Here is a 12,580-nt window from a genome sequence, read left to right on the forward strand (position 1 = left end):
CGGTAGTTCAGTTGGTTAGAATACCTGCCTGTCACGCAGGGGGTCGCGGGTTCGAGTCCCGTCCGTTCCGCCACTTATTAGAAAATTAAGCCTGCTACTAAGCAGGCTTAATGATAAGAAGATTTAGGGGCGTAGCTCAGTTGGTAGAGCACCGGTCTCCAAAACCGGGTGTCGCGAGTTCGAGTCTCTCCGCCCCTGCCAGAAACAATCCTTAGCATTCTTGCTAAGGATTTTTTTTACCTGTAATTTGAGTTTTTCCTTCTTTCTTTTTTACTCCCGGCATCCTTGCCAGCGTTTTCCTTAATCTTCCAGAATATTCGTTCTCAGCAGATCGCAAATCAGCGCATGTTTATCGCTATTTTGCAGCCAAACTGCATATAACGGGCGTGAAAGCGTTGTACTGTCGGTAACCGTATGGAGATCGCTTTTACCTTTAGCCCAGCTGACCGGTAGCCAGCTAAAACCTTTGAGGACTGAAAGTTGCTGCCTGGCTAATTCTGCCGAACTGGTGGTAAGTACCGGCACTTCATCTCCCGCAATCAATCCAGCCTCGTGTTGCTGAAAGTCAGGTCCCCATTCCAGACGCAGATAATTCAGTTCATCTTTGGTTTGTGAAGGAGAACTGCAATACAGCGCCAGCGTGAAATATCCCAACAGTTGGCTGCTAAATTCGTCCATTTTGGGCGTTTCGGTAGTAATCAATAGATCAAGCTGTCGTTCATGAAGCTGTTTTACTAACGACTGTCGCTGCGCGATCCTCGCTTCAAATTGCAGGCTGGATTGTGGCTCCTGGGATTGGTACAAACGCCCCAGCCAGCCATTAAGCATGCATTCCCAGAGGGATGCGCTGGCACCAATAGAAAACTCGTTATGCCGCGAGGTATTCGCAACCTCCTTACGTGCTGCTTGCCACGTATTCATCAGCGTTTCAGCGTAAGGTAATAATTTTTCACCTGCAGCGGTTAAACGGATATTGTTTCTGTGTCGGGTGAACAGGTTTACACCCAATTGATTTTCCAGTTGTCTGATCCGAAAACTAACCGCTGATTGGGTCAGATAGAGCGCTTCAGCAGCCCTGCCAAAGTGGCGTGTCCGGCTAACTTCCAGGAAAGTTTTTAACAATTCCGTATCCACAACTCGCTCCATAAAATTATTTGTCGTTATGATTTAAATCTTTTGTTTGACGCTCTGTCAAGCGTAACTAATACTCCGCGCCATAAATAGCTCGGCCAAAGAATTAGGAGCGTGCAGGATGGCGGAAAGCTTTACGACGACTAATCGATATTTCGATAATAAATATTATCCCCGCGGATTCTCCCGTCATGGTGATTTCACCATTAAAGAAGCACAACTGCTTGAGCGTCACGGTTATGCTTTCAACGAGCTGGATCTGGGCAAGCGTGAGCCGGTAACGGAAGAAGAAAAACTGTTTGTTGCGGTATGCCGTGGTGAGCGCGAACCGGTTACCGAAGCTGAACGTGTGTGGTCCAAATACATGACGCGCATTAAGCGTCCAAAACGCTTCCACACGCTGTCTGGCGGGAAACCTCAGGTGGAAGGTGCGGAAGACTACACCGAATCTGATGATTAATAAAAAAGGGCGAAAGCCCTTTTTTTATGCCAGTAGTTTCTGCAAATGAATGAGTAATCTGTCTATCGCCCGATACCCAACAGCCTCCTGTAAGTGCTGGCGAGAGATATGGTCAGATTGTTCTATATCCGCGATCGTTCGAGCGACCTTTATCAGGCGTAACCATGCGCGGATGGATAATCCGAGATGCGCGAGCGTTTCTTCAAGCCACTGCGCATCGTCGCTACGCAATGGACAGTATTTATGGATATCCTGACTGTCCAGGTGCGCATTTAACTTATTCTGCCGCCGATACTGACGCTCTCGTGCTGCCATAACGCGTTGCTTCACCGTTGCGCTATCTTCCCCTTTTACCTGGCTCTGGCTGAGTATGCCGGGCGGCGGTAAGGGGATTTCGAGGGAGAGATCGAAGCGGTCAAGAAATGGACCTGATAATCGATTGAGGTAGCGTAGCGTCTGCTCTGGGGTACAGCGGTTATGGTTCCCCTGATAATGTCCTGTTGGGCTGGGATTCATGGCAGCAATAAGCTGAAAACGCGCGGGGTAAGTTATTTTTGCCCGAGTGCGGGATAAATGAATCTGCCCGGACTCAATGGGCTCTCGCAGTGCATCCAGCGTGCGCCGCTCAAACTCGGGAAGTTCATCCAGAAACAGTATGCCGTTATGCGCCAGAGATATCTCGCCTGGCGCAGGAATAGAGCCTCCACCGACCATGGCGGTTAATGAAGCACTGTGATGCGGCGAACGAAAAGGGCGTTGTTTCCACTGTTTTTGTAGCGTGTCGGAATTGACCAGACTTAGAATCGCGGCGCTTTCCAGTGCTTCATCATTGCTCAGTGGCGGAAGCAATCCTCTCAGGCGACTGGCCAGCATGGTCTTACCCGTTCCCGGCGGCCCGATGAGTAAGAGGTTATGACCGCCAGCTGCGGTAAGCTCCAGCCCGCGTTTACCCTGTTCCTGGCCGATAACATCGCTCAGATCATCTGCTAATGCGCAGGGGGTAAAATCTGCCGATGATGGTCTGTCTAAATCATGCTTACCTTCGAGAAATGCGCATACGGCCTGTAGATGATCGGCTATCAGGCACCCTTCACCGTGTATCAGTCCCACTTCAGCTGCATTCTCTTTTGCGACAATAATTCTCCTGCCTGCGCGAATAGCTTCAGTTGCACTTGATATCGCACCGGGAACGCCGCGTAACGCGCCTGTAAGCGCTAATTCGCCTACCAGCTCATATGTATCGAGGTTATGGGTTGTAAGCTGCTCAGACGCTGCCAGAAGCGCAACTGCGATAGGTAAATCATATCGTCCCCCTTCTTTCGGGAGATCGGCCGGAGCGAGGTTTATGGTTATCTTCTTCGCCGGGAATTCATAACCGCTATTAATAATCGCACTGCGAACTCGATCGCGAGCCTCTTTTACCGTTGTTTCGGGTAATCCCACCATGGTTAAACCAGGCAAACCATTACTGATATGTACCTCGATGGTAATGGCTGGCGCATTCACGCCCAGCGCAGCGCGTGTGTGAACAATCGATAGTGACATAAGCCCTCCTGATGAAAGCATTATGTCGCAATACATCGCGGCAAGATTTCACATAATTACGGTTTTTAGAGGCTTATTCCCGTGTTTTTATGTAGCTCAATACTGCTTGCATAAAGCCTGGAATAGCGCTCGCAAACGCTTTTGAATAACGTTTTTAGTAGGGAACGGGTTGCCGAGAATCACCTGAAACGTGAAATATTTTCACTTTTGATTTTTTGTATAAAAAACAACGATATTTATCTAAACCGTTAACGGCGTCAGAAAAACGAATAAAAAAATATCTTGTGTCATTTGCAAATTCTATGGTAACTCTTTAGGTATTCCTTCGAACAAGATGCAAGAAAATACAAAAATGACAGCCCTTCTACGAGTGATTAGCCTGGTCGTGATTAGCGTGGTGGTGATTATTATCCCACCGTGCGGGGCTGCACTTGGACGAGGAAAGGCTTAGAAAACAAGCCTTAACGAACTAAGACCCCCGCACCGAAAGGTCCGGGGGTTTTTTTTGACCTTAAAAACATACATGAGGAGCAGAAAGTGAACGGTAGCATAAAATTCTGTTTCTCAAGATTTACGGCGGGGATGTAACTATGAATGGGGCACAGTGGGTGGTACATGCGTTGCGTGCACAAGGGGTTCAAACCGTATTTGGTTATCCTGGTGGCGCAATTATGCCGGTTTACGATGCGTTGTATGACGGCGGCGTAGAACACCTGTTGTGCCGACACGAGCAGGGTGCGGCAATGGCGGCAATTGGCTATGCCCGTGCGACCGGTAAAACCGGTGTGTGTATCGCCACTTCAGGTCCTGGCGCTACCAACCTGATCACCGGACTCGCCGATGCGCTGTTAGATTCTGTTCCTGTGGTGGCGATCACCGGCCAGGTGGCCTCACCTTTCATTGGAACGGATGCGTTCCAGGAAGTGGACGTTCTGGGTATGTCTTTGTCCTGCACCAAACACAGTTTCCTGGTGCAGTCACTGGAAGAGCTGCCGCGCATCATGGCAGAGGCTTTCGCTGTGGCGAACTCCGGTCGTCCGGGTCCGGTTCTGGTTGATATCCCGAAAGACATCCAGCTGGCCAGCGGTACGCTGGAGCCGTATTTTACGACTGTCGAAAACGTAGAGGTTTTCCCGCACGCTGACGTTGAGCTGGCGCGTAAAATGCTGGCGCAGGCGCAAAAACCGATCCTGTACGTCGGTGGCGGCGTTGGTATGGCGCAGGCGGTCCCGGCCCTGCGTGAATTTATCGCGGTAACCCAAATGCCGGTCGCCTGCACATTGAAGGGGCTGGGCGCAGTAGAAGCTGACTACTCATACTATTTGGGTATGTTGGGAATGCATGGCACTAAAGCAGCAAATTTCGCGGTGCAAGAATGTGATTTACTGATTGCAGTGGGCGCGCGTTTTGATGACCGGGTGACCGGCAAGCTGAATACCTTCGCGCCGAACGCCAGCGTGATCCACATGGATATCGACCCGGCGGAAATGAACAAGCTGCGCCAGGCGCACGTCGCCCTGCAGGGTGATTTAAATTCTCTGCTGCCGGCATTGCAGCAATCTCTGAAGATTGACGCATGGCGTCAGCATAGCGCTGAACTGCGCACAGAGCATACCTGGCGCTATGATCATCCCGGTGAGGCTATCTACGCGCCACTGTTGTTGAAGCAGTTGTCCGATCGCAAACCCGCGGACAGCGTAGTGACAACGGATGTTGGTCAGCATCAGATGTGGTCGGCGCAGCATATGACCTACACCCGCCCGGAAAATTTCATCACCTCGAGCGGCTTGGGTACGATGGGCTTTGGCCTGCCAGCAGCGGTTGGCGCGCAGGTTGCTCGCCCGAACGATACGGTAATCTGTATCTCCGGTGACGGTTCCTTCATGATGAATGTACAGGAACTGGGCACCGTAAAACGCAAGCAGTTGCCGCTGAAAATAGTCTTACTCGACAACCAGCGGTTAGGCATGGTGCGACAATGGCAGCAGCTGTTTTTCCAGGAACGTTATAGCGAAACCACCCTTACCGATAACCCCGATTTCCTCATGTTGGCCAGCGCCTTCGGCATACCAGGTCAACACATCACCCGTAAAGACCAGGTTGAAGCGGCACTCGACACCATGCTGAACAGCGAGGGGCCATACCTGCTTCATGTCTCAATCGACGAACTTGAGAATGTCTGGCCTCTGGTACCACCAGGTGCCAGTAACTCAGAAATGCTGGAGAAATTATCATGATGCAACATCAGGTCGCCGTTGAGGCTCGTTTCAATCCGGAAACGTTAGAACGTGTTTTACGCGTGGTACGCCATCGTGGTTTTCAGGTGTGCTCCATGAATATGGAAGCCGCCAGCGATGCGCAAAATATAAATATCGAATTGACCGTTGCCAGCCCCCGGTCGGTCGACTTACTGTTTAGTCAGTTAAGTAAACTGGTAGACGTTGCACATGTTGCTATCTGCCAGAGCACAACCACATCACAACAAATCCGCGCCTGAGCGCAAAAGGAAGAAAAATGACGACGAAAAAAGCTGATTACATTTGGTCTAATGGCGAGATGATTCGTTGGGAAGACGCGAAGGTCCACGTGATGTCCCACGCGCTGCACTACGGTACTTCAGTATTCGAAGGCATCCGTTGCTACGATTCTCACAAAGGGCCGGTGGTGTTCCGTCATCGCGAACATATGCAGCGTCTGCGTGATTCAGCCAAGATCTATCGTTTTCCGGTTTCTCAGAGCGTTGATGAGTTGATGGAAGCTTGCCGCGAGGTGATTCGTAAAAACAATCTGACCAGCGCCTATATCCGTCCGCTGGTGTTTGTTGGCGACGTGGGGATGGGCGTTAACCCGCCAGCGGGATACACCACTGACGTGATCATCGCCGCGTTCCCGTGGGGCGCTTACCTCGGTGCTGAAGCACTGGAGCAGGGGATCGACGCGATGGTTTCTTCCTGGAACCGCGTTGCGCCGAACACCATTCCTACTGCTGCTAAAGCGGGTGGTAACTATCTGTCTTCGCTGCTGGTGGGTAGCGAAGCGCGTCGTCATGGCTATCAGGAAGGCATTGCGCTGGACGTGAATGGCTACATCTCCGAAGGTGCGGGCGAAAACCTGTTTGAAGTAAAAGACGGCATTCTGTTTACCCCGCCGTTTACCTCTTCCGCGCTGCCGGGTATTACCCGTGACGCGATCATTAAGCTGGCGAAAGATCTCGATATCGAAGTACGTGAGCAGGTGTTGTCCCGTGAATCACTGTACCTGGCTGACGAAGTGTTCATGTCCGGTACCGCGGCTGAAATCACCCCAGTACGCAGTGTCGATGGTATCCAGGTGGGCGAAGGCCGCTGCGGTCCGGTCACCAAACGCATCCAGCAGGCCTTCTTTGGCCTCTTCACCGGTGAAACGGAAGATAAATACGGCTGGTTGGATTCAGTAAACCAATAACAAAATTAATATTTCCCCAAAATAATTCACGTTGCAGGAAGACGGCAACGCAGCAAGTCCCAGTAGCTTACTGTAGTAAGTGACTGGGGTGAGCGAGGCGGCCAACGCACCTGCGGCGTGAAGTATGCAGGGGAAAGACAGACGGGAGTTAATCAAGCATGCCTAAGTATCGTTCTGCTACCACCACCCACGGCCGCAATATGGCGGGTGCCCGCGCATTGTGGCGCGCCACCGGGATGACCGATGATGACTTCGGTAAACCGATTATCGCTGTGGTGAACTCCTTTACCCAGTTTGTGCCGGGTCACGTCCACCTGCGCGATCTCGGTAAGCTGGTTGCCGAACAAATCGAAGCCTCAGGCGGCGTGGCGAAAGAGTTCAACACCATTGCTGTGGATGATGGTATCGCCATGGGCCATGGCGGCATGCTGTATTCACTGCCGTCGCGTGAGCTGATCGCTGACTCCGTTGAGTACATGGTTAACGCCCACTGCGCCGATGCGATGGTCTGCATCTCCAACTGCGATAAAATCACCCCGGGGATGTTAATGGCCTCTCTGCGCCTGAACATCCCGGTTATCTTCGTTTCCGGCGGCCCGATGGAAGCCGGGAAAACTAAGCTCTCTGACCAAATCATCAAGCTCGACCTGGTTGATGCGATGATTCAGGGTGCTGACCCGAAAGTTTCCGACTCACAAAGCGAGCAGGTTGAACGTTCCGCCTGTCCGACCTGCGGCTCCTGTTCCGGTATGTTCACCGCTAACTCGATGAACTGCCTGACTGAAGCGCTGGGCCTGTCGCAGCCGGGTAACGGTTCACTGCTGGCGACTCACGCCGACCGTAAAGAACTTTTCCTCACTGCAGGCCAGCGCATCGTCGAGCTGACCAAACGCTATTACGAGCAGGATGATGCTTCCGCGCTGCCGCGCAACATTGCCAGCAAGGCAGCGTTTGAGAACGCCATGACGCTGGATATCGCCATGGGCGGCTCCACCAATACCGTTCTGCACCTGCTGGCGGCTGCGCAGGAAGCGGAAATCGACTTCACCATGAGTGATATCGACAAGCTGTCCCGCAAAGTCCCGCAACTGTGTAAAGTGGCACCGAGCACGCAGAAATACCATATGGAAGACGTGCACCGCGCAGGCGGCGTACTGGGTATTTTAGGCGAACTGGATCGTGCTGGACTGCTGAACCGCGACGTGAAAAACGTGCTGGGGCTGACTCTGCCGCAAACGCTCGATCGGTATGACGTGATGTTGACCAAAGACGACGCGGTGAAAAAAATGTTCCGTGCTGGCCCGGCCGGCATTCGTACAACCCAGGCATTCTCACAGGATTGCCGTTGGGATACGCTGGATGACGACCGCGCGGAAGGCTGCATTCGCTCGCTGGAGCACGCTTACAGCAAAGACGGCGGTCTGGCAGTTCTGTACGGTAACTTCGCGGAAAACGGCTGTATTGTAAAAACCGCAGGCGTGGATGACAGCATCCTGAAATTCACCGGCCCGGCAAAAGTGTATGAAAGCCAGGACGATGCGGTTGAAGCCATCCTCGGCGGTAAAGTGGTGGCTGGCGACGTGGTTGTCATTCGCTACGAAGGGCCGAAAGGCGGGCCAGGCATGCAGGAAATGCTCTACCCAACCACCTTCCTGAAATCGATGGGCCTCGGTAAGGCTTGCGCGCTGATTACCGATGGTCGTTTCTCCGGCGGTACTTCGGGGCTTTCCATTGGTCACGTTTCTCCGGAAGCGGCCAGCGGCGGTAATATCGCGATTATCGAAGATGGTGACATGATTGCCATCGATATCCCGAATCGTGGCATTCAATTGCAACTGAGTGATGCGGAAATCGCTGCGCGCCGTGAAGCGCAGGAAGCTCGCGGTGACAAAGCCTGGACGCCAAAAGATCGTCAGCGTCAGGTCTCCTTTGCACTGCGCGCCTACGCCAGCCTGGCAACCAGTGCCGACAAAGGTGCGGTGCGCGATAAGTCGAAGCTCGGGGGATAATGACCATGGCGGATTCACAACCTCTATCCGGCGCTCCTGAGGGCGCCGAGTATCTCAGAGCGGTACTGCGTGCGCCGGTATACGAAGCGGCACAGGTAACGCCGCTACAGAAAATGGAAAAACTCTCTTCGCGCCTCGACAATGTCATTCTGGTGAAGCGCGAAGACCGTCAACCTGTTCACAGCTTCAAGCTACGCGGTGCCTATGCCATGATGGCGGGCTTGACCGAAGAGCAAAAAGCGCATGGCGTCATTACCGCATCGGCTGGTAATCATGCTCAGGGCGTCGCTTTCTCTTCTGCGCGATTAGGCGTGAAGGCGCTGATTGTCATGCCAACGGCTACCGCCGATATCAAAGTCGACGCCGTTCGCGGCTTCGGCGGAGAAGTGCTGCTGCACGGCGCGAACTTTGATGAAGCCAAAGCCAAAGCGATTGAATTGTCGCAGCAGCAGGGTTTTACCTGGGTGCCGCCGTTCGATCATCCGATGGTGATTGCCGGGCAGGGCACGCTGGCGCTGGAGCTGCTCCAGCAGGATGCGCATCTCGATCGCGTCTTTGTGCCAGTTGGCGGCGGCGGTCTGGCGGCAGGTGTTGCGGTGCTAATTAAACAGCTGATGCCGCAAATCAAAGTGATTGCCGTGGAAGCCGAAGATTCGGCCTGTCTGAAAGCGGCGCTGGATGCCGGTCATCCGGTGGATCTGCCGCGAGTGGGTCTCTTTGCCGAAGGCGTGGCGGTGAAACGTATTGGCGATGAAACCTTCCGTCTGTGCCAGGAATACCTCGACGATATTATTACCGTGGATAGCGATGCTATTTGCGCGGCAATGAAAGACCTGTTCGAAGATGTACGCGCGGTGGCGGAGCCTTCCGGGGCGCTGGCGCTGGCGGGGATGAAAAAATATATCGCCCAGCATAATATTCGCGGCGAGCGTCTGGCGCATGTTCTTTCCGGCGCTAACGTTAACTTCCACGGCCTGCGCTACGTTTCTGAACGTTGCGAGCTGGGGGAACAGCGCGAAGCCTTGCTGGCCGTGACCATCCCGGAAGAAAAGGGCAGCTTCCTGAAGTTTTGCCAACTGCTGGGCGGGCGCTCGGTGACCGAGTTTAACTACCGCTTTGCTGATGCGAAAGACGCCTGCATTTTTGTCGGCGTACGTCTGAGCCGTGGGCTGGAAGAGCGTAAGGAAATCCTGCAACTGCTCAATGAGGGCGGCTATAGCGTGGTGGATCTGTCTGATGACGAGATGGCGAAGCTACACGTGCGCTATATGGTCGGTGGACGTCCGTCGAAACCCTTACAGGAACGTCTTTATAGCTTCGAATTTCCGGAGTCGCCGGGGGCGTTGCTCAAATTCCTGCATACCCTGGGGACGCACTGGAATATTTCATTGTTCCACTATCGCAGTCACGGCACTGACTATGGTCGTGTGCTGGCGGCGTTTGAGTTGGGTGAACACGAGCCTGATTTCGAAACGCGGCTGAATGAACTGGGTTATGACTGTCATGATGAAACACATAACCCGGCGTTCAGGTTCTTCCTGGCGGGTTAATGACAGCCATTAAAAAAGGGTTCATGTAAAAACATGAACCCTTTTTGCTACTGTATCAGCAGATTACAGCGTGATAACGTCGAATTCGACTTCGGTATTCACGTCAGCATCGTAATCCACACCGTCGAGGGCAAAACCGAACAGGTTCAGGAATTCCTGCTTGTATCCTGCATAGTCAGTTTCTTGCGCCAGGTTTTCGGTAGTGATCAGCGGCCACAGATCGCGACATGCCTGCTGAATGTCGTCACGCAGTTCCCAGTCATCCATACGGATACGCTGGTTGTCATCAAGCGCCACTTTATCGCCGTACAGGCTGGTGGTCATCAGACGGTTGATCTGCTCAATACAACCTTCGTGAATCCCCTGCGCTTTCATCAGCTTGAAGACCATGGAGATGTACAGCGGCATTACCGGAATCGCAGAAGATGCCTGGGTGATGACGGACTTCAGTACGGCAACGTTAGCGGAACCGTTCAGCGGTGCCAGCTGGTTACGCAGTTCACCTGCCGCTCGATCGAGGTCTTCTTTCGCTTTGCCCAGCGCGCCGTGCCAGTAGATTGGCCAGGTCAGGTCGGTACCGATGTAGGAGTAGGCTACGGTTTTCACGCCATCAGCCAGCACGCCCGCTTCGCTCAGCGCACCCATCCACAGTTCCCAGTCTTCGCCGCCCATGACGGTGACGGTGTTCTGAACTTCTTCTTCGGTAGCCGGCTCAATGCTGGCGGTGATGATCTGATCTTTGTTGGTATCGATCGCTTTAGAGGTGTAAACCTCACCGATTGGCTTCAGCGCTGAACGGACAATTTCACCGGTTTTCGGCATTTTACGCACTGGGGAAGCCAGTGAGTAAACCACCAGGTCAATCTGACCCAGGTCTTCTTTGATCAGTTTGATCACTTCATCACGGCATTCGTCAGAGAACGCATCGCCGTTGATGCTTTTGGAGTACAGACCTTCACGCTTGGCCGCTTCGTCGAAAGCTGCAGAGTTATACCAGCCTGCGGAACCTGGTTTGGTATCCGTGCCCGGTTTTTCGAAAAATACGCCGATAGTGGCGGCACCGCTGCCAAAGGCGGCGGAAATTCTGGAAGCCAGACCGTAACCGGTGGAAGCACCGATCACCAGCACGCGAGACGGGCCGTTCTCGATTTTCCCGTTCTGCTTAACATACTCGATCTGCTTTTCCACGTTGACTTTGCAGCCAGTTGGATGGGTCGTTGTACAGATGAATCCACGAATTTTTGGTTTGATTATCATAATGATGGCTAATTAAGTTTGTATTTTCGCTGTCAAGTGCGCAATGACACCGTCTGTTCTGGCCTGCTTAACGCGATGGTTAACAAGCCCCCCACTACAATGGATCACGACATTATACAGAAAAGGAGCGCCAATACTGAATCTACCACTGATTTTAGACCTGACGCTGGCGCTACTCTGCGGATTTACGTTCCAGAACAATCTTCCAAAACGCGTCGATCAGCGGTTCATGCAGTCGCTTTTTCGGCGCGCAGACGCCAAGCTCGAACGGTGTTTTTTCGTCACTGCGCTCTAAAATCATCACGCGATTACGCACCGGCTCCGGGCTGTTTTCTAGCACCACTTCCGGCAGCAGCGCCACGCCGCAGCCCAGCGCCACCATTGAGACCATCGCTTCGTGGCCACCCACCGTGGCGTAAATCGATGGGTTGCTGATTTTGTGACGGCGGAACCACAGCTCGATACGGCGGCGTACTGGACCTTGATCGGCCATGATAAACGGCACCGTCGACCAGTCCGGCTTATCGACCGATACCTGATTACGCACCGGGCAGGGCAACGCCGGAGCGATCAACACAACCGTCAGATTCTCCAGCATCGAGAACGCCACCGCGCCAGGCAGTGTTTCGGGCTTACCGGCAATTGCCAGATCGGCTTCACCAGTGACCACTTTATCCATCGCATCGGCGGCGTCGCCGGTGGTGAGCTTAATTTCCACTGACGGATGCTCGGCGCGGAAACGGTCAAGGATTGGCGGCAGATGGCTGTAGGCGGCAGTTACCGAACAGAAGATATGCAGTTCGCCCGACAGCGACGGCCCTTGTTGATCGAGAGTGTGGCGTAACTGCTGGTACTGCAACAGCGTCTGTTGGGCAAACACGCGCAGCTCTTCACCGGCTTCGGTCAGTGTAACCGTGCGGTTATCGCGCACAAACAGCGGCTGGCCGAGGTCTTCTTCGAGGCGCTGAATCTGCCGGGAAAGCGTGGATGGGCTGACGTGCATTGCCCGCGCGCTGCGGCCAAAGTGACGACTTTCAGCCAAATGCAGGAACATTTTCAGATCGCGTAAATCCACAGACGAGCCTCCGATTTTCTACGTTGCATAAATTGCAATGTGACGTTGTGAATATATCAATTTCCGCAATAAATTTCCTGTTGTAATGTGGATTCAATCTCGCAAATAC

General features: G+C 53.2%; 11 protein-coding genes and 1 tRNA gene. 8 read left to right on the plus strand and 4 right to left on the minus strand.

Features of this window, described 5'->3' with window-relative positions:
• Positions 1-125 precede the first annotated feature (125 nt).
• Positions 126-201: transfer RNA gene (locus OGX90_RS01200), tRNA-Trp, on the plus strand.
• A gap of 99 nt (positions 202-300) precedes the next feature.
• On the opposite strand, the gene hdfR is transcribed toward OGX90_RS01200, so the two are convergent.
• On the minus strand, positions 301-1,146 hold the full coding sequence (hdfR, locus tag OGX90_RS01205) for an HTH-type transcriptional regulator HdfR (RefSeq protein ID WP_008787063.1): 846 nt from the start codon (positions 1,144-1,146) through the stop codon (positions 301-303).
• A gap of 106 nt (positions 1,147-1,252) precedes the next feature.
• Here hdfR and maoP point away from each other — a divergent pair, with 106 nt between their 5' ends.
• Entirely contained in the window at positions 1,253-1,591 is a 339-nt protein-coding gene (gene maoP, locus OGX90_RS01210) for a macrodomain Ori organization protein MaoP (protein WP_003018025.1), read from the plus strand.
• A gap of 24 nt (positions 1,592-1,615) precedes the next feature.
• On the opposite strand, the gene OGX90_RS01215 is transcribed toward maoP, so the two are convergent.
• Complete coding sequence (locus OGX90_RS01215) at positions 1,616-3,136, minus strand: YifB family Mg chelatase-like AAA ATPase (RefSeq protein ID WP_057067459.1); 1,521 nt, start codon at positions 3,134-3,136, stop codon at positions 1,616-1,618.
• Positions 3,137-3,488: 352 nt separating this feature from the next.
• On the opposite strand from OGX90_RS01215, the gene ilvL reads away from it, so the two are divergent.
• The 6 genes from ilvL (at position 3,489) to ilvA (ending at position 10,139) form a co-directional block, all read left to right on the plus strand.
• Positions 3,489-3,587, plus strand: a complete 99-nt coding sequence (gene ilvL, locus OGX90_RS01220; RefSeq protein ID WP_001311244.1) for an ilv operon leader peptide — start codon at positions 3,489-3,491, stop codon at positions 3,585-3,587.
• A gap of 139 nt (positions 3,588-3,726) precedes the next feature.
• A complete protein-coding gene (gene ilvG, locus OGX90_RS01225; RefSeq protein ID WP_267452772.1) occupies positions 3,727-5,373 on the plus strand; it encodes an acetolactate synthase 2 catalytic subunit in 1,647 nt (548 codons plus the stop codon).
• Positions 5,370-5,633, plus strand: a complete 264-nt coding sequence (gene ilvM / locus OGX90_RS01230) for an acetolactate synthase 2 small subunit (RefSeq protein WP_003018017.1) — start codon at positions 5,370-5,372, stop codon at positions 5,631-5,633. Before ilvG ends, ilvM begins: the two co-directional genes overlap by 4 nt.
• Positions 5,634-5,650: 17 nt before the next feature.
• Positions 5,651-6,580: a branched-chain amino acid transaminase gene (locus OGX90_RS01235; RefSeq protein ID WP_003829030.1), complete on the plus strand. Its 930-nt coding sequence runs from the start codon at positions 5,651-5,653 to the stop codon at positions 6,578-6,580.
• A 158-nt stretch (positions 6,581-6,738) separates the two neighbouring features.
• On the plus strand, positions 6,739-8,589 hold the full coding sequence (gene ilvD / locus OGX90_RS01240; protein ID WP_008787065.1) for a dihydroxy-acid dehydratase: 1,851 nt from the start codon (positions 6,739-6,741) through the stop codon (positions 8,587-8,589).
• A 5-nt stretch (positions 8,590-8,594) separates the two neighbouring features.
• Complete coding sequence (ilvA, locus tag OGX90_RS01245; protein ID WP_003018007.1) at positions 8,595-10,139, plus strand: threonine ammonia-lyase, biosynthetic; 1,545 nt, start codon at positions 8,595-8,597, stop codon at positions 10,137-10,139.
• A gap of 63 nt (positions 10,140-10,202) precedes the next feature.
• On the opposite strand, the gene fabV is transcribed toward ilvA, so the two are convergent.
• Together fabV and ilvY are read right to left on the minus strand one after the other, a co-directional pair.
• Complete coding sequence (gene fabV / locus OGX90_RS01250) at positions 10,203-11,396, minus strand: enoyl-ACP reductase FabV (RefSeq protein WP_008787067.1); 1,194 nt, start codon at positions 11,394-11,396, stop codon at positions 10,203-10,205.
• Between the two features lie 172 nt (positions 11,397-11,568).
• Entirely contained in the window at positions 11,569-12,471 is a 903-nt protein-coding gene (ilvY, locus tag OGX90_RS01255) for an HTH-type transcriptional activator IlvY (RefSeq protein WP_003829023.1), read from the minus strand.
• Positions 12,472-12,580 lie beyond the last annotated feature (109 nt).

The organism is Citrobacter sp. Cpo012 (genome assembly GCF_030333015.1).
Lineage (GTDB): Bacteria > Pseudomonadota > Gammaproteobacteria > Enterobacterales > Enterobacteriaceae > Citrobacter > Citrobacter portucalensis.